Below are 21682 nucleotides of genomic sequence, written 5' to 3'. Positions count from 1 at the left end.
GTGCCTATTGGCATTGCGATGTCGAAGTCCGACACGATGCAGCGGGCGTCTATTCCGGTGCTTGATCTGCTGCAAACCTTGCCATCGTTCGTTTATCTTATCCCGCTGATCTTCTTGTTCTCGGTCACCGAATCTAAGCTGTACGGTATCGCGATCATCCTCTATGCGATCGTGCCGATCATCCGTTTGACTGATTTGGGCATCCGACTTGTGGACAAAGACGTGATTGAAGCTGCCGACGCGTTTGGCATGACCAACCGTCAGAAACTCATCAAAGTGCAACTTCCATTGGCGCTGCCCAACATTATGGCCGGGGTGAACCAGACCATTATGATGAGCCTTGCGATGGTTGTGATTGCGTCACTTGTGTCTGCGCCTGGCCTTGGTGTGCTTGTGCTGCGCGGTATCCGTAACCTTGAATTGGGTGTGGGTATTGTTGCGGGTATCGGCATTGTGCTGTTGGCGGTCATTCTTGATCGCACCTCAAAAGCTGCCCTGTCCCGCGTGGACATGGGTCGCAATCAAAACTGATCTGGAGCAGGACACATGACACAAGAACCAAAAGTCCGGCTGCGCGGAGTGTATAAAATTTTCGGCTCTGAGCCGGAAGCAATGATGCCCCACGTTCATGGCGGCATAGGTAAAGAAGAGCTGCTTGCCGAGCACAAACATGTTCTTGGCCTGCAAGATATCAACGTCGATATGCAGGCCGGTGAAATCACAGTTGTGATGGGCTTGTCTGGCTCGGGTAAATCTACGCTAATCCGTCACCTAAACCGTTTGATTGAACCCACCGCGGGCGAAATCTTGATCGACGGCGATGACGTGATGAAGCAGTCTGAAAGTGGTCTGCGCGCCCTTCGCCAAGAGCGGATGTCGATGGTGTTTCAGAAGTTCGCCCTTCTCCCGCACCGGACCGTTTTGCAGAACGCTGCCATGTCGCTCAACGTCCGCGGTATGGATGTTGAGACCCAAGAGAAAGAGGCCGCCAAGTGGTTGGACCGCGTGGGCTTGGGCGGCTATGAAAACCGCTATCCATCACAGCTTTCTGGTGGGATGCAGCAGCGTGTGGGGATCGCCCGTGCGTTGACCGCGAACACTGATATCATGTTGATGGATGAGGCTTTCTCTGCGCTTGATCCACTGATCCGCACGGACATGCAGAACCTGCTGTTGGAGCTGCAAGCAGAACTTCAAAAGACCATCATTTTTATCACGCATGACCTTGATGAAGCGCTTAAGCTAGCTGATCACTTGGTGATCCTGAAAGACGGCGCCGTAGTACAGCAGGGTGAGCCGCAGGGTATTCTGCTTAACCCTGCTGACCCCTACATTGAGGACTTTGTCTCGGATATTAACCGCGCGCGTGTGTTGCGTGTGAAATCTGTGATGGGCGCATTGTCTGCCAAGAAGTTCTCAGGCGATGTACAGCTGACGGACAACCTTGAAAGTCTGATCGCGTTGTCTGAGGGGGATACGTCCAACATTTACCGTGTTCTCGATGGCGAGATCCCGGTAGGTCAGCTTGATATGCGGGACCTTGTTAAGGCGCTAGTGCCCCGGATTTCATCGGCCGCGTAAATTCTGCGTGCAGATAGACAAAAACAACAGCCGCGAAGGGGAGACCTTTCGCGGCTTTTTGATTGTCGAATAGGGGAAGCGGTTTAGCGAAGTCGGATTAGGCGCCGTGATGAAGCACACAATTAATGGCATCAATCGCGCGATTGTCTGACAGCGAGTAATAGATTGCTTTACCTGAACGCCGTGTCCGGACCATGCCTTCGGCGCGTAAACGGCCCAACTGCTGGCTGACAGCGGATTGACGAATGCCAAGCAACTCTTCCAGATCTCCAACAGATTTCTCACCGTTTGCCAAATGACACATGATCATCAACCGTCCAGCATGCCCGAGCGTTTTGAGATACTGCGCAGTATCTTCTGCCAGTGGGGCAGTGCGTTGCGCGATGCTGATGGTTTCGTCTCTCAAAGTGTAAATCCTTAATTACAAATCAACTGTAATCTAGAGTTTACACTAATAGCAATGGGAAACTTCCGTAGCGTTACTCTGCGCTGTTTTCCGCTTTACGACTGACCACGCCTCCAGCCCAAAAACACGAAGAAACACAACACCATTAGGGCTGCGGACAGTGCAAATGCAGCCCCCGGCAGATAAATGCCAACGTCATCTGTGAAGTGATAAAAGAGCCACGTTAGGACCAGTGGTGCCAAGATCATTGCCAAGGACTTGGCTGAGGCTATGACGCCTTGCAGCTCTCCTTGCTGATCTGCGCCTGCCGCGCTGCTCATCAACCCTTGAAGTGCGGGTGTCACAACGGCACCAAAGGCGGTCACGGGAGTGAAGGCCAGCACCAGCCATCCCAGACTGACGCTTGATAGGAACACAAACGCCAGCCCATTGAAGATAAAGCCGTAGGTGATTGTATTTACCTCGCCAAATTTTGGGATGACCCAGCGGATCAGAAATCCTTGGACGATGACCATCGAAATCCCGAACGACGCCAGTGAAACGCCCACCATTGAAGGTGCCCATCCAAACCGTTCTTGGGTGAAATAAGCCCATGTGGCGGGGTAGACGATAAAGGCAAACTCATAAACGAAAAAGAGTGTGAGTAGCGCTGCGACTCCCTTCAGTTTGCTGATCTGTAATAGCGCCCCAAGCGGGTTTGCGCGTCGCCAATCAAGGGGGCGGCGTATCGCATCCGTCACTGTCTCGGGCAACACAAAATAGCCCAGAACAAGGTTCATCGCAGCAAGGCTTGCGGCGGCATAAAACGGTGCGCGGGTTCCGAATTCAGCCAGCAGTCCGCCTATTGCCGGGCCCAACACAAAGCCGATACCAAAGGCGGCGCCGATCAGCCCAAAGTTGGCAGATTTTTTCTCTGGTGCGGAAATGTCGGCAATGAATGCGGCCGCTGTAGATTGGGTCGCGGCGGTGATCCCACTCACAACGCGGGTTAAAAACAGCAACCAAATGGTGCCAGCAAGCGCCATCACCAAATAGTCCACTGCCATGACGACAAGTGAGATTAATAGAACTGGCCTTCGGCCAAAACGGTCGGACAGTGATCCCAAAACTGGCCCAAAAACAAACTGCATCACCGCAAACGTTGTGGCCAAAATACCGCCCCAAATCGCGGCTGTTCCCAAAGTGCCGCCACTTACTTCGCGGATGAGGTCAGGCATTACTGGCAAGATTAGGCCAATCCCCATTGCGTCAAGCGTCAGCGTGATCAATATGAAAACAAAGGGTAGGCGTGTGCTTTTGATTGGCTGCTGCGCAGTTTCTGGGGTGTTCATATGTGGCCTATGTTTTTTAGAAATTGCGTGATCACTTCTGCATAGGCTTCGGGCGCTTCAACGCAAGGTAAATGACCGACACGCCGCATCAAATGAAATTTCGATCCAGGAATGACATCAAGTGTTTCGCGGACCAAGTCCGGCGGGGTTACTTGATCTTCTGAACCGGCGATCCCCAAGGTTGGCAATCGCAAACCGCTTGTTGGGGTGTAGAAATCCGTGCCCTTGATTGCATGACAGCAGCCAAGGTAGCCCTCTAAAGGGGTCGACAAAAGCATGTGGCGAAAATTGCAGGTCTGATTGAACATCGCGTAATCGCGGCTGAACCATTTCTGCAAAATACTGTCTGCGGAACTGCGTAACCCGTACGTGCGATACGCATCAATCTGGTCCTGCCAGTGATCAGCGTTTCCAATTTTTGCCGCCGTGTTAGACAGGATCAGCCCGCGTACAAGATCAAGCCGCTTGACCGCCAGCCCTTGTGCAATCATCCCGCCGATAGACGTTCCAAGCACCACTGCATCCCGCGGAAGTAGATGATCCAAAGCCGCTTCAATGTCGCTGATCAACTGGCCCATTGAGTAGGGGGCATCGGGTGAGCTTGAGCGGCCATGCCCGCGAATATCGCATCTGATTATTCGCAAGTTGGGGGGTAAATGCGGCAACAACTCATCCCAGATGCCCATATGTGTTCCAAGCCCGTGCAGCAGCACTAATGGCGCGCCTTCACCTTGTGATTTGCAGAAAATTTGCTGGCCCTGTGGGCGATCGATGATGTGTTCGCTCACGGATGTCAGTCCAGCGTTTCAAGCGCGCGCGCAAACATTGGTGCGTCCACATTGCCGCCACTTGCAGTGGCAATAATGGTATCGCCCAGACCCTTATTATGAAAAAGCGCTGCTGCTAACGCGATCGCACCGCCTGGCTCCAGAACGACTTTTAGGTGGGTAAATGCCAATGCCATTGTTCTCAGGCACATCTCATCGCTTACAGTAATGCCGCCGTGCAGCAGGCGGCTCATAATGGGAAACGTCATCGCGCCCGGACAGGGGCTGATGATGGCGTCACAAATACTGCCGGTGGTCGACGGGTTGCTCAGTCTCTTGCCCGCTGCAAGTGAGCGGATCACATCGTCAAAGCCAACCGGCTCAACGGGGCGGACACGCATTTTTGGTGCGTCAGCCTCAAGCGCGAGGGCGATGCCACTCACGAATCCGCCGCCGCCGCAGCAAACCAGAACATCTGCATCATCAATGCCTGCCTCTTTTGCTTGCGCAGCAATTTCCAACCCGCATGTGCCTTGGCCGGCTATAACATCGGCGTTATCAAATGGCTTGATCAGAGTGAGTTTACGCTGCGCAGCAATTTGCGCACCAATTTGATCCCGATCTTCAGATTCACGATTGTAAGCAATAACTTCGGCGCCAAGCGCCTTGGTATTATTGATCTTAGTGAGCGGTGCATCCGAGGGCATAATAATCACTGCAGGTAGCCCAAAATGCTGCGCAGCATTTGCGACAGCTTGGGCGTGGTTCCCACTTGAATATGCAAGCACACCTTTGGTGTTTCTCGGCAGTGCACTTATGGCAGCCCAGCCACCACGAAATTTGAATGACCCCGTGTGCTGCAGGTTCTCAGCTTTCAAAAAAACGCGCTTGCCCGCAATTTTGTCGAGGGCAGGTGAATTGAGCAGCGGCGTGCGGCGCACATGCCCTTCAAGTCTTTTGTCCGCTGCGCGAATTTCATCAATGTTCATAAACAATCCAACCATTTGTTCAGGGTCTGCACAGCCGCTGGTTCATCCAAAAATGGCACATGACCGCGGTCTTCAATGATGGCGTGCATCATATCGGGGCGTTTTGCCAGCATCTTGTCGAGGGTGGCTTGAGTAAACAGGTCTGAGTTTTCGCCCTTAATTGTGCAAATTGGTAAATCTGCCAGCGCATTAAAGAGGGGCCACAGATCGGGAAGGGGCGTATTAGGGGGCGGTACAATGGTTTCCGACAGGCGCGGGTCATAGTTGATTTTTAAACCATCGGGAGTTTGGCGATAATGCGTGTGCACTTCTTCGTGCCAACGGCTGGCTGGCACATTCGCAAAGCCCACCATCAACTGCGCACGCATGTTGGCCGCCTCAGAGTAGGTTTGTGCAGCAGGATTGCGCCCTACATACGCACGGATTGCGTCCATGCCAGTTTGGGAAATCTCGGGCCCGATATCGTTAAGCGCGACACCGGTGAGGCGGCTTTTGTGTGTCGCGGCAAGCGCCATGGCGATTAGCCCGCCGCGTGATGCCCCTAGGATTGCGGCGGAGTCGACTCCGAGGTGATCCAGCAGGTCCAACGCGTCTTGGGCTTCGTGTACGATTGAATATGTGGCAGGGTCGGCCCAATCAGATTTGCCCCGCCCGCGGTAGTCCATAGTTATGATCCGCACATCGCCGCGTTGGCGCAAATGGGGGATGACGTACTGAAAATCGTCACTGTTACGGGTCAGCCCCGACAAGAGCAAAAGGGGCGTGCCGCTGCCCTCGTCAGTATAATAAAGGTTGGTGCGGTCAACTGCTGCGAAAATTGGCACTAGAGATACTCGGTAATTTTGGTCAGGTCTTTCTCGATAATTTTTGGCTCCCCGTAGAGCCGGTCCACAGGGTCTCCCGCGCGGTTCACCCAGACGGTGCGCCAGCCGTAGTGCGCCGCACCCGCCGCGTCCCAGCCGTTTGACGACATGAACAGCACCTTATCTTTTGGTGCAGTTACCATGTCATAAACACGCGTGTCGGGCTTGAAGACGCCGATGTCATCAATGCTCCAGACATTTGTAAACGCATGGCTTAGCCCAGCGGACCCGATTGCAGCATTCAACATGTCGTGGGTGCCGTTGGACAAAATGCTGCAAGATATACCGCGCGCAGATAGATCGCGCAGCACAGTTGCAACTTCATCGTAGGCATCAAGGTGACGGTAAAGGTCCAGCAATCGTTGGCGCAGATTTGAGTCAGAAATTCCTTGTGCCTCAAGGGCCCAGTCGAGTGCGTCTTGCGTAATCTGCCAGAAATTAGCGTGTTCTTTGGCGATTGTGCGCAGCCAAGTGTAGTTCAGTTGTTTGGCGCGCCAGTCTGTCGCAAGTTGTTGCCAGCATTCAGCTATTGCGTGGTTTTCGGGCTGTGATGCTGCTCGGCGCGCGGCCGAGGCCACATCAAACAACGTACCGTAAGCATCGAAAACACAGGTGGTGATGGGCATTGCCTTGGCTCCTTCAACGTACAAAGCCAGAGTGCCCATCCGCCCGCCAGCGTCAAGCGTGTCTGTGACGCGCTCCGTCGTGTGCTAGAGGTTTTCGGACTGCGGCATTCCAAGAACATGGTAGCCGCCATCCACACGGATGATCTCGCCGGTTGTGCATGCGCCCGCATCAGACGCCAAATACACAGCTGTGCCGCCAACAGCCTCTAGGGTTGCGTTTGAGCGCAGCGGTGCGTTTGTCTCGGTCTGCCGGAAGGTCTTGCGCGCGCCGCCGATCGCAGCACCTGCCAAAGTTTTCATCGGGCCGGGGCTGATTGCGTTTACGCGAATACCGTCTGGGCCAAGGTCATTGGCAAGATAGCGCGTTGCACTTTCAAGGGCGGCTTTGGCAACGCCCATCACGTTATAGAAAGGTGTGACGCGGTTGCTGCCTTGGTACGTTAGGGTCAGTACTGTGCCCCCGTTTGTCATCAATGAAGACGCGCGTTTCGCGCAATCAATCAGGGAATAACAGCTGATTGCCATGGAGTTCTTGAAGTTGTCCCGTGAGGTATCCGAGATGCGGCCCGTCAGCTCATTTTTGTCGGAATAAGCAATGGCGTGCACCAAAAAGTCGATGGTGCCCCACTTGTCTTTGAGCGTTTCAAATGCTGCGTCCATTGAGGCGTCATCGGTGACGTCCACATCGACCATAATGTCCGAACCAACGCTTTCAGCCAGTGGCGCCAGACGCTTGCCGAAAGCTTCGCCTTGGTAGGAGAATGCCAATTCGGCGCCTGCGCGGTGCATTTCGCGAGCAATGCCCCAAGCGATTGAGCGCTCATTCGCGACACCCATGATTAGGCCGCGTTTACCTTGCAATGGATTGGTCATTTTTCTTCCTCATATACTTACGACGTAAGTGACCCGTTTGGCCGCTTAGGTCAAGTTGACGCGGGGTTTTATGAAGAAGGGTTCGATGTGCGAGCAGCAGTTGAAGCACCCGCACATCTGGTTCGTAGGGATTTAGTCTTGGAACTTGCTCAACAGCATTGAGCCGTTTGTCCCGCCAAAGCCGAATGAGTTTGTCATGACTGTATCAAGGCCGGCGTTGTCGACGCGAGCGGTTGCAATCTCTGCAGGGTCGAGTGCCGGATCAAGGGTTTCGACGTTGATTGATGGCGCGATAAAGTCGTCTTTCAGCATCAACAGGCAGTAGATTGCTTCTTGTGCGCCGGTTGCCCCTTGTGAGTGGCCAGTCATTGATTTTGTCGAGCTGATCACAGGTGTGCTGCCTTGTCCGAAAACGCGGCGCACTGCTTCTACTTCACCAACGTCACCGACAGGTGTCGATGTGCCGTGGGCATTAATGTAGCTGATCTTGCGGTCTTGCGGCAAAGTTTGCAGCGCCAAACGCATCGCCCGTTCGCCGCCCTCACCAGATGGCGCAACCATGTCAGCGCCGTCTGACGTTGCGCCAAGGCCTGTCACTTCTGCATAGATTTTCGCGCCGCGCGCTTTGGCGTGCTCAAGATCTTCAAGCACTACAATCGCTCCGCCCCCAGCAATGACAAACCCGTCACGGTCCGCGTCAAACGCCCTTGAGGCTTTTTCGGGCGTGTCGTTATATTTCGATGACATCGCGCCCATCGCATCAAAGAGGCACGACAGGGTCCAATCAAGTTCTTCGCCGCCGCCTGCAAACATGACGTCTTGCTTGCCCATCATGATTTGCTCGGCTGCGTTGCCGATACAGTGAAGGGATGTGGAGCATGCAGAGGTGATTGAGTAGTTGATACCCTTGATCTGGAACGCCGTTGCCAAGTTCGCACTGATTGTCGAACCCATACATTTTGGCACTGCAAATGGCCCAATACGTTTGGTAGCGCCGCTTTTCAGGACAGTTTGATGCGCTGCCAGCATGGATGACGTTGAAGGACCGCCAGAACCTGCGACCAAACCGGTGCGTGGGTTCACAACGTCTTTTTCCTCAAGGCCTGAATCGGCAATCGCTTGGCTCATGGCGATATGGGCGTATGCCGCGCCGGGGCCCATAAAACGCATGGCACGTTTATCGATATGTTCTTTGGGATCAATTTTCAGGGTGCCGGCGACTTGGCTGCGAAACCCGTGCTCGGCCATTTCCTCAGACGCAAAAATTCCGCTTTTACCAGCTTTCAAAGCGGTAGTGACTTCCTCGGCTGAATTTCCGATGGGCGATACAATTCCCAGTCCTGTGACGACAACGCGGCGCATGAGCAGCTCCCTTTATTGGCTTTATGGATATGTATGGGAGAGCCGCTGGCGGGGCAAGAGGGGCGCTGACCAACAGCGGCATCGAAGCGTGGCCGTCAACGAAAAGTGCCGCAGCTTTTATGAAGCAGCGGCACCTTAATTTGTCTCATCTGTTTTGGGCGAACCTAGTGTGATCCTTAGCTTTCGCTTAGCGCCACTTTCATGTCTTTGACTTGGTAAATCACTTCGCCGTCTGCCTCCACGATGCCGTCCGCGACACCCATGGTTAGGCGGCGGGTCTGGATCGCCTTGGTGAAGTCAATTTTGTAGGTCAGTAATTTGCGGTCAGGGCGCACCATGCCTGTCAGCTTCACTTCGCCAACGCCAAGTGCATACCCGCGTCCCTGCCAGCCGCGCCAGCCAAGGTTAAAGCCAGTTAACTGCCACAGGCCGTCAAGGCCAAGGCAGCCGGGCATGATAGGGTTGCCGGGAAAGTGACAATCAAAAAACCACAGATCAGGGGTGATATCGAATTCTGCGGTAATGTGGCCTTTGCCGTGCGCCCCGCCGTCTGCAGAAACGTGGGTAATCCGGTCCATCATCAGCATTGGTGGGGCTGGAAGTTGTGCATTGCCTTCGCCAAATAGCTCCCCACGGGCGCATTTTAGCAGATCATTTTTGTCGAAGCTGGTGGGGAATTGGGACATGTTTTTCTCTTTCGTCACATTGCGTGGCTTGCTCTTGCTTTCTCTATCATTGCCGCAAAGTCAGGTGCAACCGTCTGGCCTCCTGTGGGTAAAGAGCTGTGCGAACGCCTATAAAGAAAAGCCATCTTTACGCATTCTTCCCTTTGCAGTTGAAAACGGCTCGCAAAATAGCATATATCAGTAACATGAGTACTGAGACGCCTCTCCCAACCCAACGTGGAACCGACTGGCTTACCGCCGGTGGTGTGCGCCCAACGAAACAACGCGTTTCATTGGCGACATTGCTTGTGGGCGATGGACAGAACCGCCACGTAACGGCCGAAGGGCTTTATGAGGCTGCGTCAAAATCGGGCGAGGGGGTTTCTCTTGCGACGGTTTACAACACTCTGGCTGCATTTTGTGACGCGGGCCTGATGCGTGAAATTACGGTTGATGGGGCGAAAAGTTATTTCGACACCAACATGTCAGATCACCCGCATTTTTATTGGGAAGACACCGCGTCTTTGACGGATGCGCCAGCGGACCAGCTGGAAATTGCCAAACTGCCGGACTTGCCTGAGGGGGCTGAGATTGCGTCAGTTGATGTGGTCATCCGTCTGCGCCGCACATAACTACTTATCTCCATGCTAAATTAGCACCACTGACCCGGCTCCATTAGGCCGAGGTCCAGAAGCTGTTGCGAGTGCCATTCAAACCTCACTGAATTACGCCACTGAAATGTTGAGATGTCAAAAGACGAACCGGGGTTCCGCTTTAGCGCCTTTGCTGTGCGAAACGAAGCCACCACCGCAGTGATGTTGTTGTGCCAAGGGCAAGCGTAGGTGTTGTATTCTTCATCGTTCAGTGTGTGATCTGTGCGCAGCTCAAGTCCTGACTTTGCGCGAAACAGGCTGATCCGGTCAATCTTGCGGCGCTGCTCAGGGATGTGTTCCTCGAACCGCCACCGTACTCCGCCAAAGAAATCAAGCTGCCGTTCTTTCGGCTCCCAATTGGCGTCGGGGTCTTTGCGGGCCAGTGCGTAATAGCCTGATTTATCAAGGTGCGCGCGCTCAACGGAAACCGCATTGGGATGCGCGTCCAGATCGTCTGCATAGAGGTCAATCACATATGTCAGCATTGCATTGCGGCGTTCTTCGGCGTGAAACTGCAGCATTTTCTTGACGCTACGGGTCTCGCAGAACGGGTAAAACAAATATTCAGCGTTATGACAGTAATACACCCATTGTCCGTTTGCGGCACCGATCACACGGTTTACGTGTGTGCAAACCGCCTCTGGTTGAATTGGGTCATAGTCAATACGGTGCACAACCTCTTCATGGGTGGCGTCGATGATGATGTCACCCATTGCAAAGACCAAAACGGTGCCAAACCCAAGGCCAAGATGATGTTTGATCGTGCTGTTCACCTCAACGCTGTCTTCCACAAAGATCAACGCAATTGGCCCTTGGCGCAGCACATCTGCCCTGAGGCGATGAAATCATCCAACGTATCGTGCCGCATAAGCTGTGAAACCCATCAATAGTACCCGTTGACAGTGCCTTAATAGCGAACCATTTGCATGCCAGAACTACATTATATACATGGGCACATGGGCGCGCGGGCGCGCATAGTGCTTTCCTCATCCCAACCAGCAAGGGTCCTTGTCATGGCTGACACCAAGAAGTTGTTTATTAAAACCTACGGCTGTCAAATGAACGTCTATGACAGTGAACGCATGGCCGAGGCGATGGGGTCCAAGGGCTACACAGAAGTGTCCAGCCCCGAAGAAGCCGATATGATTTTGCTCAACACCTGCCACATCCGTGAGAAGGCCGCTGAAAAGGTCTACTCCGAACTGGGCCGTCTCAAGACGCTTAAGACCGATAAGCCTGACCTGAAGATTGGTGTAGCGGGCTGTGTGGCTCAGGCCGAGGGTGAAGAAATCATGCGTCGCCAGCCCGCAGTTGATCTAGTTGTTGGGCCGCAGTCGTATCACCGTCTGCCGGAGATGGAGGAGGAAATCCAAACGGGCCGCAAGGCGCTCGACACGGATTTCCCCGAAGAAGACAAATTCGATCACCTAAAGTCGCGTCCCAAAGCCAAACGCGGGCCAACCGCGTTTCTGACAGTACAAGAGGGCTGTGATAAATTCTGCGCGTTTTGCGTGGTTCCTTATACCCGCGGTGCCGAAGTCAGCCGCCCCGCGTCGCGCATTGTCGCAGAAGCCCGTGATCTGGTAGAACGCGGTGTGCGCGAAATCACACTGTTGGGCCAAAACGTGAATGCGTATCACGGTGCGGCGGAAGACGGCTCTGATACTTCACTGGCGCAGCTTATCTGGCAGCTGGATAAAATAGACGGTTTGGAGCGTATCCGCTTCACAACTTCACATCCCAACGACATGACCGATGACCTGATTGAGGCACACGGTACATGTGATAAACTGATGCCGTATTTGCACTTGCCCGTGCAGTCGGGGAGTGACCGTATCCTCAAGGCGATGAACCGTAAACACACCGCAGAAGAGTACCTTAAGGTGATTGAGCGTATCCGCGCAGCGCGCCCTGATATTATGCTTTCTGGGGACTTTATCGTAGGTTTTCCAGGTGAAACGGATCAGGACTTCGAAGAAACTATGTCCTTGATCCGCGCCACAAACTACGGCTCTGCGTTCAGCTTTAAGTACTCTACGCGCCCTGGCACGCCAGCTGCAGAAAAGCCGCAGATTGATGATGGGATCGCAAGCGAGCGCCTTCAGCGTCTTCAGACACTGATCTCAGAGCAGCAACGCGCAGGACAAGACAGTATGGTTGGTCGCAAAGTGAAAGTTCTCTTTGAAAAACGTGGCCGTCGCGAGGGGCAGTTGATCGGCAAGTCTGAGTATCTGCACGCCACCCACGCATTTGCCCCTGATCACCTGTTGGGCGAGGTGGCTGAAGTGCTGATCACCGCCTCTGAAACTAACTCGCTGACCGGAGAGCTTGTCTCGTCCTGATGTGCGCGCAGGCCTTTGCTTGCCGATATTTCATAAGATAGTGGATAAATTCGCAAAAATAGGCTGTTCGCCTAGCCACTGTTGCGCACTCAAGCACAATATGTGGTAGTTTTTTCTTCACAAACTGCCCGAAATCGGTAGAGTTTTAAGTATTAACGGATTTTTGACACGCCGACGTCAAAACTGATTTCCGTTTTTTTGAGTGAACACCGGTTACAACGGCAGAGGATACATCTCGTGGTGAATAGAGTGAAAAACATAGCGCATCCGCTATCGCAACGGCTGCGGTCGCTGTGGCGGCGTTGGCGTTTCAGACAACTGATGCAGCTGCACAGCAGCGCACAGTGGTAGGCGAGCGTTACGTACCAACAATCTGGGTTGACCCCGATGGCTGCGAGCATTGGGTGATGGATGACGGCGCTGAAGGCTTTATGACGCCCCAAGTCAGCCGCCAAGGCATTCCGGTGTGTAATCGCGGCAGTACGTGCGGCGTCATCAACTCTGACCAACTTTTTGCCACCAACCGGTATCACGTCTCGAACGCAGGTCGTGCGCGTTTGGCTAAGTTCTTCCGCCAAACCGGTGCGGCGTGCTACGTTATCACGGGCCACACAGATAGCCGCGCGTCTGACGCCTATAACATGCGCTTGTCATTGAACCGCGCAAACGCGGTCGCCGCGGTGGGTCGCGCCGCAGGGGCCAATATTGTGGATGTGCGCGGTTACGGGGAACGCCAACCACGTGCATCAAACAAAACCCAAGCAGGCTTGGCGCAAAGCTGCCGCGTCGAAATCATCTGTATCCGCTGAGGAGTGAGTAAATGACTATTGTGAAAACCATCGTTCTTGGATCGGCGGGACTGCTGATGGCGGGCTGTGTGTCTGGCTTTGAGGGCGGACCTCGGGACGACAAAACCGTTGATGCGGGCTTTCGTGGCGACAAAGACCTAAGCCAGCTGCAAGCTGGTATCTGGGTTGACCCAACAGGCTGTGACCACTGGATCATTGATGACGGCATCGAAGGGTATTTGTCAGCGCGTTTGGATCCTGACGGCAAGCCAGTTTGCTCAGGCGTTGCCCCACCCAACACAGCCATCGGTCCTTTCAAGGGCGCCGATGACGTATCTGATCCGCTCTGATTTAGCTGATTCTAGCGCCGTGTTGTCGGAAACCCGGGGGTTTTATTTTTGGCGCTACAGCACTTTAGGGCGGCAACCGTTCAGTGTTCGCGCTTTTGCTTTGCTGCGACTTTGCGCTCTTCATACCGTTGCCAAAGGAACATCTGACCGTTTTGTCTTGCGTTGGCCAACCATAGGCGTTTGCGCACGCCTGGGCTTTCTAAGTGTGTGTAAACGCCGCCAGAGTGGCGCGGCCAGTCGATCGCGTGCCCCTGTCTAACCATTTCTGCGGACACATCTGTTCTGTCTGGTAGATAGCATTTTGCGACCGCTCGTCCGCAGTGATCAATTGCAGTAATTTCTGCTGTAATCCGCTGACCCTTACACAATTCAAGAAGTTTCCATTTGGCTTTTTGACCATAGGGGTGATTGATTTCGGGGGCATCAACGCCAAACAATCTGATTTCTGTTTTCTGAATGCGCAGGCTATCACCGTCGATAATGTAGGCGGGGCCTTCCAGCTTTTCGCCGACCTTATGAGTAGGTGGCTTTAGAGGTGTGCGTGACGCCGTGGCGATTGGAGCAGTAGTTTTGGGTGCGGACCTGACTTGTCTCAGAGGGGTGCTTTGCTGCTGCCTTGCTGTTGGGTGTGTCGGTGGGGTTTTGTGCCCAATCTGCGATGCAATCCACCAAACAACTCCAAATAAAGCGATAAGCGCAAATATTTCCATAAACCTGTTCACCCATTTATACGGCGGCGCTGCCACCCAAAATACCTCAGAACTATGTCGGTAAAACGTTGGTAAGTACAGACTTTGCTGGGAATGATTGTTCGGCTGGGTTGTTGCGTCAAAACGTCTCTGATCTGTTCAGCATGCTGGTCGTCCGAAAAAATGTTATAATTTTGTAAAACAGGCTTTTGGTGGGTTGCATCCCTATTCCCGTGGGGACACGGTTGAAGCCACGATCTGGCCAATTGCCGCCGACACATCAAAAGGGAGACATGATTGCCTGTCGATACGCTGATACCTGAGACCGGATCTGCTTCAGATCAGGGCCCAGACACCACAGAGACGCTTCTCGAGTTCCCTGACAACCGCCTTTTGATTGACCTTTGCGGTGAATACGATCGCAATCTTAGCCATATTGAGAACGTGCTTTCGCTTCAGATTATTCGCCGTGGCAACCGTCTGGCGTTGATTGGTGATGTGGATACAAGTGCACGCGCAGCGCAGGTTTTGGGCGGGCTTTACATGAGGCTTGAAGCGGGCGGGAAGGTTGATATTGGCGAGATCGACGGGGCACTACGCCTGAGCGCTCCTGTTTTCGACCCTGCCAAAGACGGTGCTGAAGAAAAGCCTGCAACGGCCGCAGGCGGCATGACCGGTGCGCAAATCGAGATGTTCAAAGGTGGTGATGTTGAGATCACCACTCGCAAAAAATTGGTCAAACCACGTACGAAAGCGCAGAAAAACTATGTGCGTGAGATTTTCAAAAATGAGCTTTGCTTTGGTATCGGTCCCGCTGGTACGGGCAAAACTTATCTGGCTGTCGCTGCTGCTGTGAACATGTTTGTTGGCGGTAAAGTGGATAAGATCATTCTATCGCGCCCAGCGGTCGAAGCGGGTGAGCGTCTTGGCTTTTTACCCGGGGACATGAAAGACAAAGTCGATCCCTATATGCAGCCGCTCTATGATGCGTTGAACGATTTTTTGCCGTCCAAACAAGTTACAAAGATGATCGAAGACAAAAAGATCGAGATCGCACCACTTGCCTTCATGCGCGGTCGGACGTTGGCTAATGCGTTTGTTGTGCTGGACGAGGCTCAGAACGCTACATCTATGCAAATGAAGATGTTCCTGACCCGTCTGGGTGAAGGGTCGCGAATGGTGATTACTGGCGACCGCACGCAGGTTGATTTGCCGCGTGGTGTTCAATCAGGGTTGCGTGACGCAGAACGTCTTTTGAGCGGGATAAAGCACATCAGCTTCAACTATTTCACCGCTAAGGATGTTGTACGTCACCACTTGGTCGCCAAGATTATTGAGGCGTATGACAAAGATGATCCGGCCAAAGGATGATCGATGTCGTTCTGGAAGACGCGCGCTGGTCGGGGCTTGAAGCGCTGGCTGTTGCTGCCACTGACGCTACGCTGATCCACTTGTCGCTTAATCCTGTGTCTCATTTGGTGTGCGTGATGGGCTGTGATGATGCGCGGATTGCCGAGTTGAATGCCGAATTTCGCGAGAAACCAACCGCGACAAATGTGTTGTCATGGCCCGCCCAAGAGTTGACCCCGCCGCAAGCCCCAACACCTGATCCGTTCGAGGATGAGACAGAGTTGGGTGATATCGCGCTGGCCTACGAGACGTGCCATCGTGAGGCAGGGGAGGCTCAGTTGACCCCACAGGCGCATATTGCTCACTTAATTGTGCATGGAACCCTTCATTTATTGGGGTATGATCACATTGAAGACACAGATGCAGAGTTGATGGAGGGTTTAGAAGTAGAAATCCTTGCAAAACTAGGCATCCCTAACCCATATTAGTTAAGTCCGAGGGCGACTGGCCCCTTACAAACACGATTGTGACACGATGAACGACAGTTCCGACGGCTCCTCTAGCGCAGCGCAACGCGCGCAGGCACTTGATGCCACACCGTCTAAATCCCCTTCCTCTGATGACACCAATAATGTCGCGGCGGAACTCCGCTCCAGTGATGCGCAACCTGCCCTTGAGGCCGAGGTGCCTGTGGCAAAATCTGACAGCTTTTTCGGCCGTATCATTGGCGCGCTTAGCCCCGCGGATGACACCCGTTCCGATGCGGGGGCAGGCACAAATGCTGGCGTGCGTTCGACCCACGGGATGATCAATCTGCGCCGATTGCAGCTGGATGATATTGCTATTCCGCGTGCAGATATTACCGGTGTGGCGCTTGATATTTCAAAAGACGATCTGGTCGAAGTTTTCCGCCACAGCGGCTTTACCCGCTTGCCCGTTTATGACGGCAACCTTGATGCACCCGTCGGGTTGATCCACCTGAAAGACCTAGCCCTGCGTCATGGGTTTAACGGGTCCAAAAAGTTTGACCTAAAGGCGATGCTGCGCGAATTGATTTATGCCCCGCCCTCCATGCCGACGGGGGTTTTACTGCAAAAGATGCAGGCAGAGCGCATTCATATGGCGCTTGTCATCGATGAATATGGCGGTGTGGACGGCTTGGTCACCATCGAGGACTTGATCGAGCAAGTCATCGGCGAGATCGAAGACGAGCACGATGTGGCCGATGCAGACATGTGGAGCCAAGAAACGGATGGTAGCTACCTTGCGCTGGCCAAAACGCCGCTTGATGAGTTTGAGCACCACATCAGCCAATCCTTGACGGATCACGAAGACATCGACGAAGAGGGCATCGATACACTCGGTGGACTGGTCTTTATGTTGTCAGGCTCCGTGCCTGCGCGCGGCGAGGTGGTGAAACACCCTGCTGGACCAGAGTTTGAAGTAATTGACGCAGACCCCCGCCGGATCAAACGCCTTCGGGTACGGGTGCCTTGATCCCAAAACTGCCCGTTTGGGTTTCAGCAATCGCAGGTGCGATTGTTGCCCTTGCTGGCGCCCCTTTTGGCATCATTGCCGCGGCTTTTGCGGGGGGTGTTTTGCACCTGTCGCAATCTTTTCATGACCGCAGCATACGCGCGGCGTCTCTGCGCGGCTGGCTGTTTGGCTTTGGATATTTCGCTGTCACATTGCACTGGATTGTTGAGCCGTTCTTGGTGGACGCTGCGCGGCACGGCTGGATGGCGCCGTTTGCCTTGTTGTTTTTATGCGGTGGCTTGTCTGTGTTTTGGGGCTTGGCACAGGTGGTAGCGTTTTTTGCCACGTCTGAAACTGTACCGGCTGACAGCTCGACTTTTCATTTCAAAACGATCTGGAAACGTGAACGTACATTGGTTTTGGGGCCGCGGGCTCATGCTCATTTTCTGATGAATTGGGCTTTTGCACTGGGTGGTGTTGAAGTGCTGCGCAGTTTTGCGTTTACGGGATTTCCTTGGGGTTTGTTGGGCTATATCTGGGTCGATACCCAGGCTTCAATGCTTGCAACTGTGCTTGGCCCCCATGGTCTTGGGCTATTGAGTCTGCTCGCTATTTGCATTTTTGCATGGGCGGTGTTGAACCGTCATGTCCTGCCTTACCGCATGGGGTGGGGGGTTATGATTGGGGTGTTGATTGTTGTGTTTGCCGGAATGCAGCCTATGCCACCTACGCCAGCCAATGTTGGGCCTACTGAGACGAAGCAAACATTGGTCCGGATTGTGCAGCCAAACGCGCCACAATCCGAGAAGTGGCTGCCTGAGAAAGCGCGTGATTTTTTCGACCGAAGTGTGGCGCTGAGCGAAGCTGCACCTGAAAATGGCGGGCGCAGGCCCGATTTGATTGTGTGGCCCGAGACATCAATTCCCGTTTGGTTGGATGAGGCAGATGTCGCGATTGGTATGATTTCGCGTGCGCTGCCCCAAACACCGGTGATCGCGGGCTTACAGCGGGCTGAACACTTGCGGTTTTTCAATACAGCCGTTGTGATTGATGATGGTCATGTGACGGACTTTTATGACAAGGCGCAGTTGGTCCCATTTGGAGAATATCTGCCTTTTGGTGGCCTGCTGTCCAAGCTTGGCATTTACGGGCTTGCCGCGAATGAGGGGGGTGGCTTTTCGCGCGGTATCGGTATGCGCACGCTACAGGTAGGCGAACTGGGGCGCGCGCAAATCTTAATTTGCTACGAGGGGATTTTCCCGCATTTGGCTGGGGCAACCAAAGAGCGCCCTGTATTTTTTGCACTGATCACCAATGATGGATGGTTTGGCAACTGGGCTGGTCCGCGCCAGCATTTGGTGCAAGCACAGTTTCGCAGTCTTGAGCAGGGCATTCCAATGCTGCGCTCGGCCAATACGGGTATCAGCGCCATAATCGATGCCCGTGGACGCGTGACGGCACAGCTTGGGATGAACCAGACAGGCTTCATCGATGCAGCGATGCCCGCCGCGGGAAAGGCCACACTTTATGCGCGTACGCGTGATTGGCCGATCATCGGGGTCTTTATGTTGTGGCTTATTGGCACGTCTGTGCTGGTGTGGCGGCGTTCGTCGTTGACGTGATGTGCCTAACGGCATAGCGAGGACGCCACGCCTCACCAACGGCTTCCTGGCGGTGTGGGCGGCAATCAACTGGAGCACGTTTCATGACACGATCTAATTATACATTTACTTCGGAGTCCGTTTCCGAGGGTCACCCGGATAAAGTCTGCGACCGGATTTCCGATGCAGTACTTGATGCCTTTTTGGCCGAGGAGCCTGAGGCGCGTGTCGCAGCAGAAACGTTCGCCACCACAAACCGCGTTGTGATCGGCGGCGAGGTTGGCTTATCTGATCCTGACAAGCTGAAAGATTACATGGGCCGCATCGATGAGATTGCGCGCGCGTGCATCAAAGACATCGGCTATGAGCAGGATAAGTTTCATCACGAAACAGTTGAGGTCACAAACCTGTTGCACGAGCAGTCGGCGCATATTGCCCAAGGCGTTGATGCCTCTGGGGATAAAGATGAAGGGGCGGGTGACCAAGGCATTATGTTTGGTTTCGCCACCCGCGAAACAGACGCGTTGATGCCTGCACCCATCCAGTATTCGCACGCGATTTTGCGCCGCTTGGCCGAAGTGCGTAAAGACGGCACAGAGCCCACATTGGGGCCTGATGCTAAGTCACAGCTGTCTGTTGAATACCGCGACGGCGTGCCCGTTGGTGTGCCCTCGATCGTGTTGTCGACCCAGCACCTTGATGCCTCAATGAGCAGTGCCGACGTTCGCGCAGTCGTTGAGCCCTATATTCGCGAAGTGCTGCCCGAGGGGTGGATCTCTGCGGATACCGCTTGGCACGTGAACCCCACTGGCAAGTTTGTGATTGGCGGGCCTGATGGGGATGCGGGTCTGACAGGCCGCAAAATTATCGTCGATACCTACGGCGGTGCAGCGCCCCACGGTGGGGGCGCGTTTTCGGGGAAAGACCCGACCAAAGTAGACCGGTCAGCGGCCTACGCAGCGCGTTATCTCGCCAAGAATGTGGTGGCTTCTGGCATGGCCACGAAATGCTCGATCCAGCTGAGCTATGCGATTGGCGTGGCTGAGCCACTTTCGATCTATGCTGATACATTTGGCACCGGCGAAGTGGATGATGCGGCGATTGAAAAGGCGATCCGTGCAACGATGAGCCTAACACCGCGCGGTATTCGCGAACATCTGGGCCTAAACCGTCCGATCTATCAGCGCACAGCGGCCTATGGTCACTTCGGCCGTAGCCCCGAAGCGGACGGTGGATTCAGCTGGGAGCGCACGGATCTGGTGGATGCGCTGAAGGCAGCGGTCTAGCAAGCCGCTTAGAGTGATACGTTCCGCGCGCGAACGGCTTGCTTGCCAAGTCTGCGCGCGGTGCGTAAACCGCCGATCATGACCGATACAACACACAAAAGCGGCGCGCCTTGGCGTAATTTTTATGGGCGTTTCAAGGGTAAGGGCCTGCGTTCTGCGCAAGAGCGTTATCTTGATGAGGACCTTGCGGCTTTGTCGCCCGGTGCTGTGTCTTGGGAGGATAATCCTGAGCGTACCCCTTTGGAGTTACCAAAGGTTTTTGGCGATAAAGATGTGTGGCTTGAAATTGGTTTTGGCGGCGGCGAGCACTTGGTACACCAAGCAGCAGAGAACCCGCAGGTCGGCATTATTGGCGCAGAGCCTTACATAAACGGCGTGGCGATGTTGCTTGGTAAAGTGCGTAAAGCTGGTGTTGAAAACCTCGCAATCTACCCTGGTGATGCCCGTCATTTGTTTGACGTTTTGCCGGATGCGAGTATTTCAAAGGCGTTTCTTCTTTATCCAGACCCGTGGCCTAAAAAGCGGCACCATCGCCGTCGATTTGTGACCCAAGAACATCTTGAGCCATTAGCGCGTGTGCTAAAGCCCCGCGCTGAATTCCGTGTGGCAACAGATATTGCAGACTATGTTCGCCAAACCTTGGTCGAAGTTCCCAAGGCAGGTTTTGAGTGGTTGGCTGAAGCGCCTGCAGATTGGCGCACCCCGTGGGGTGATTGGATTTCGACGCGGTACGAGCAAAAGGCCATCCGTGAAGGTCGCCCCCAGCATTATCTTACGTTTCGCAAGATTTGATCTGGTAAAGTGAGTATTTCTGCCAAAGCGAAACTGGCTGATTTACCTAGCATTGGCCACGGGTTAGAACGAGGCATCGACCAATTGGTCATCCAACGAGCAGTCCCAAGAGAGAGCGCGCATTATGTCCAGCCACGGTGAGCCAATTCCAATGCAATCGAGCAAATCAGGCCCGCTGCGCGGTGAGGCAAATGTACCGGGCGACAAGTCAATTTCGCACCGTGCTTTGATTTTCGGGGCGATGGCTGTGGGTGAGACAACGATCATTGGATTGCTTGAAGGCGAAGATGTGTTGGACACTGCAAAGGCAATGCAGGCGTTTGGTGCGACGGTGACCAATCATGGTGGTGGAAAATGGTCTGTGCGCGGTGTTGGTGTTGGTGGCTTTAGCGAGCCTGAAAATGTGATTGATTGCGGGAATTCCGGTACTGGTGTGCGCTTGATTATGGGCTGCATGGCCACCAGTGATATGTCTGTGACGTTCACAGGCGACGCCTCGTTACGGTCGCGGCCGATGGCCCGCGTGACGGACCCGATCGCGCTGTTTGGGGCGCAGTCTTACGGTCGCAGTGGTGGCCGCTTGCCGATGACGATTGTCGGTGCGGCCGATCCAGTGCCAGTTGAATATGTCACACCTGTTCCGTCTGCGCAGGTGAAGTCGGCGGTTTTGTTGGCTGGGTTGAACGCGCCAGGTCAAACAGTTGTTATTGAGAAAGAAGCGACCCGTGATCATACAGAGCGGATGCTAAACGGTTTTGGCGCCAGCGTGATCACAGAAGAGGTTCCAGAAGGTCGCAAGATTACCCTGACGGGCCAGCCGGAATTAAAGCCGCAAGACATCGTGGTGCCGCGCGACCCAAGCTCGGCCGCGTTTCCTGTGTGTGCCGCGCTG

General features: G+C 54.1%; 24 protein-coding genes. 13 read left to right on the top strand and 11 right to left on the bottom strand.

Features of this window, described 5'->3' with window-relative positions:
• A partial coding sequence (locus ACTF5M_RS09330; RefSeq protein WP_438960744.1) for an ABC transporter permease occupies nt 1–531 on the top strand: 531 nt, incomplete at its 5' end.
• A 15-nt stretch (nt 532–546) separates the two neighbouring features.
• Complete coding sequence (locus tag ACTF5M_RS09325; protein ID WP_438960743.1) at nt 547–1581, top strand: quaternary amine ABC transporter ATP-binding protein; 1035 nt, start codon at nt 547–549, stop codon at nt 1579–1581.
• 97 nt (nt 1582–1678) lie between these two features.
• On the opposite strand, the gene ACTF5M_RS09320 is transcribed toward ACTF5M_RS09325, so the two are convergent.
• The 9 genes from ACTF5M_RS09320 to fabA form a co-directional block, all read right to left on the bottom strand.
• Nucleotides 1679–1987, bottom strand: a complete 309-nt coding sequence (locus tag ACTF5M_RS09320) for an ArsR/SmtB family transcription factor (RefSeq protein ID WP_438960742.1) — start codon at nt 1985–1987, stop codon at nt 1679–1681.
• Between the two features lie 95 nt (nt 1988–2082).
• A complete protein-coding gene (locus tag ACTF5M_RS09315) occupies nt 2083–3318 on the bottom strand; it encodes a TCR/Tet family MFS transporter (protein ID WP_438960741.1) in 1236 nt (411 codons plus the stop codon).
• Complete coding sequence (gene pcaD / locus ACTF5M_RS09310; protein WP_438960740.1) at nt 3315–4106, bottom strand: 3-oxoadipate enol-lactonase; 792 nt, start codon at nt 4104–4106, stop codon at nt 3315–3317. The genes ACTF5M_RS09315 and pcaD overlap by 4 nt, the downstream gene beginning before the upstream one ends.
• A gap of 5 nt (nt 4107–4111) precedes the next feature.
• Nucleotides 4112–5074: a threonine ammonia-lyase gene (locus ACTF5M_RS09305; RefSeq protein ID WP_438960746.1), complete on the bottom strand. Its 963-nt coding sequence runs from the start codon at nt 5072–5074 to the stop codon at nt 4112–4114.
• Entirely contained in the window at nt 5071–5898 is an 828-nt protein-coding gene (locus ACTF5M_RS09300) for an alpha/beta fold hydrolase (protein WP_438960739.1), read from the bottom strand. Before ACTF5M_RS09300 ends, ACTF5M_RS09305 begins: the two co-directional genes overlap by 4 nt.
• Nucleotides 5898–6563, bottom strand: coding sequence for a haloacid dehalogenase type II (locus tag ACTF5M_RS09295; RefSeq protein WP_438960738.1), 666 nt, complete (start codon nt 6561–6563; stop codon nt 5898–5900). Before ACTF5M_RS09295 ends, ACTF5M_RS09300 begins: the two co-directional genes overlap by 1 nt.
• Before the next feature lie 84 nt (nt 6564–6647).
• Complete coding sequence (locus ACTF5M_RS09290) at nt 6648–7436, bottom strand: enoyl-ACP reductase FabI (protein ID WP_438960737.1); 789 nt, start codon at nt 7434–7436, stop codon at nt 6648–6650.
• Nucleotides 7437–7568: 132 nt separating this feature from the next.
• Nucleotides 7569–8798, bottom strand: coding sequence for a beta-ketoacyl-ACP synthase I (fabB, locus tag ACTF5M_RS09285; protein ID WP_438960736.1), 1230 nt, complete (start codon nt 8796–8798; stop codon nt 7569–7571).
• A gap of 176 nt (nt 8799–8974) precedes the next feature.
• A complete protein-coding gene (gene fabA, locus ACTF5M_RS09280) occupies nt 8975–9484 on the bottom strand; it encodes a bifunctional 3-hydroxydecanoyl-ACP dehydratase/trans-2-decenoyl-ACP isomerase (protein ID WP_438960735.1) in 510 nt (169 codons plus the stop codon).
• 185 nt (nt 9485–9669) lie between these two features.
• Between fabA and irr the strand changes: the two genes are divergently transcribed.
• On the top strand, nt 9670–10095 hold the full coding sequence (gene irr / locus ACTF5M_RS09275) for a Fur family transcriptional regulator Irr (protein ID WP_438960734.1): 426 nt from the start codon (nt 9670–9672) through the stop codon (nt 10093–10095).
• Between the two features lie 20 nt (nt 10096–10115).
• Here irr and ACTF5M_RS09270 read toward each other — a convergent pair whose 3' ends face one another.
• On the bottom strand, nt 10116–10940 hold the full coding sequence (locus ACTF5M_RS09270) for a hypothetical protein (RefSeq protein WP_438960733.1): 825 nt from the start codon (nt 10938–10940) through the stop codon (nt 10116–10118).
• 189 nt (nt 10941–11129) lie between these two features.
• Here ACTF5M_RS09270 and miaB point away from each other — a divergent pair, with 189 nt between their 5' ends.
• The 3 genes from miaB to ACTF5M_RS09255 all read left to right on the top strand — a co-directional run bounded on the left by miaB (nt 11130) and on the right by ACTF5M_RS09255 (nt 13596).
• The gene (miaB, locus tag ACTF5M_RS09265) at nt 11130–12458 is read left to right on the top strand and encodes a tRNA (N6-isopentenyl adenosine(37)-C2)-methylthiotransferase MiaB (RefSeq protein WP_438960732.1); all 1329 of its coding nucleotides are present in this window, start codon (nt 11130–11132) and stop codon (nt 12456–12458) included.
• Nucleotides 12459–12751: 293 nt separating this feature from the next.
• Nucleotides 12752–13267 (top strand): OmpA family protein, encoded by a 516-nt coding sequence (locus ACTF5M_RS09260; RefSeq protein ID WP_438960731.1) that lies wholly within the window; start codon nt 12752–12754, stop codon nt 13265–13267.
• An 11-nt stretch (nt 13268–13278) separates the two neighbouring features.
• Nucleotides 13279–13596 (top strand): hypothetical protein, encoded by a 318-nt coding sequence (locus ACTF5M_RS09255; RefSeq protein ID WP_438960730.1) that lies wholly within the window; start codon nt 13279–13281, stop codon nt 13594–13596.
• A gap of 80 nt (nt 13597–13676) precedes the next feature.
• Here the strand turns inward: ACTF5M_RS09255 and ACTF5M_RS09250 are convergent, their stop codons facing one another.
• On the bottom strand, nt 13677–14306 hold the full coding sequence (locus ACTF5M_RS09250) for a thermonuclease family protein (RefSeq protein ID WP_438960729.1): 630 nt from the start codon (nt 14304–14306) through the stop codon (nt 13677–13679).
• A 276-nt stretch (nt 14307–14582) separates the two neighbouring features.
• Here ACTF5M_RS09250 and ACTF5M_RS09245 point away from each other — a divergent pair, with 276 nt between their 5' ends.
• The 7 genes from ACTF5M_RS09245 to ACTF5M_RS09215 all read left to right on the top strand — a co-directional run.
• Nucleotides 14583–15656 carry a PhoH family protein gene (locus ACTF5M_RS09245; RefSeq protein ID WP_438960728.1) on the top strand — a complete coding sequence of 358 codons (1074 nt, stop codon included), beginning with the start codon at nt 14583–14585 and terminating at the stop codon, nt 15654–15656.
• On the top strand, nt 15653–16123 hold the full coding sequence (gene ybeY, locus ACTF5M_RS09240; protein WP_438960727.1) for an rRNA maturation RNase YbeY: 471 nt from the start codon (nt 15653–15655) through the stop codon (nt 16121–16123). Before ACTF5M_RS09245 ends, ybeY begins: the two co-directional genes overlap by 4 nt.
• Nucleotides 16124–16169: 46 nt before the next feature.
• Entirely contained in the window at nt 16170–17132 is a 963-nt protein-coding gene (locus ACTF5M_RS09235) for a hemolysin family protein (protein ID WP_438960726.1), read from the top strand.
• On the top strand, nt 17129–18733 hold the full coding sequence (gene lnt, locus ACTF5M_RS09230) for an apolipoprotein N-acyltransferase (protein ID WP_438960725.1): 1605 nt from the start codon (nt 17129–17131) through the stop codon (nt 18731–18733). Before ACTF5M_RS09235 ends, lnt begins: the two co-directional genes overlap by 4 nt.
• Nucleotides 18734–18816: 83 nt before the next feature.
• The gene (metK, locus tag ACTF5M_RS09225) at nt 18817–19998 is read left to right on the top strand and encodes a methionine adenosyltransferase (RefSeq protein ID WP_438960724.1); all 1182 of its coding nucleotides are present in this window, start codon (nt 18817–18819) and stop codon (nt 19996–19998) included.
• A gap of 78 nt (nt 19999–20076) precedes the next feature.
• A complete protein-coding gene (trmB, locus tag ACTF5M_RS09220; protein ID WP_438960723.1) occupies nt 20077–20790 on the top strand; it encodes a tRNA (guanosine(46)-N7)-methyltransferase TrmB in 714 nt (237 codons plus the stop codon).
• 124 nt (nt 20791–20914) lie between these two features.
• The coding region (locus tag ACTF5M_RS09215; protein ID WP_438960722.1) for a 3-phosphoshikimate 1-carboxyvinyltransferase at nt 20915–21682 on the top strand (768 nt) is incomplete at its 3' end.

This window comes from Nereida sp., assembly GCF_965655635.1.
GTDB lineage: Bacteria > Pseudomonadota > Alphaproteobacteria > Rhodobacterales > Rhodobacteraceae > Nereida.
This window is presented reverse-complemented; position numbering and strand designations above follow the sequence as displayed.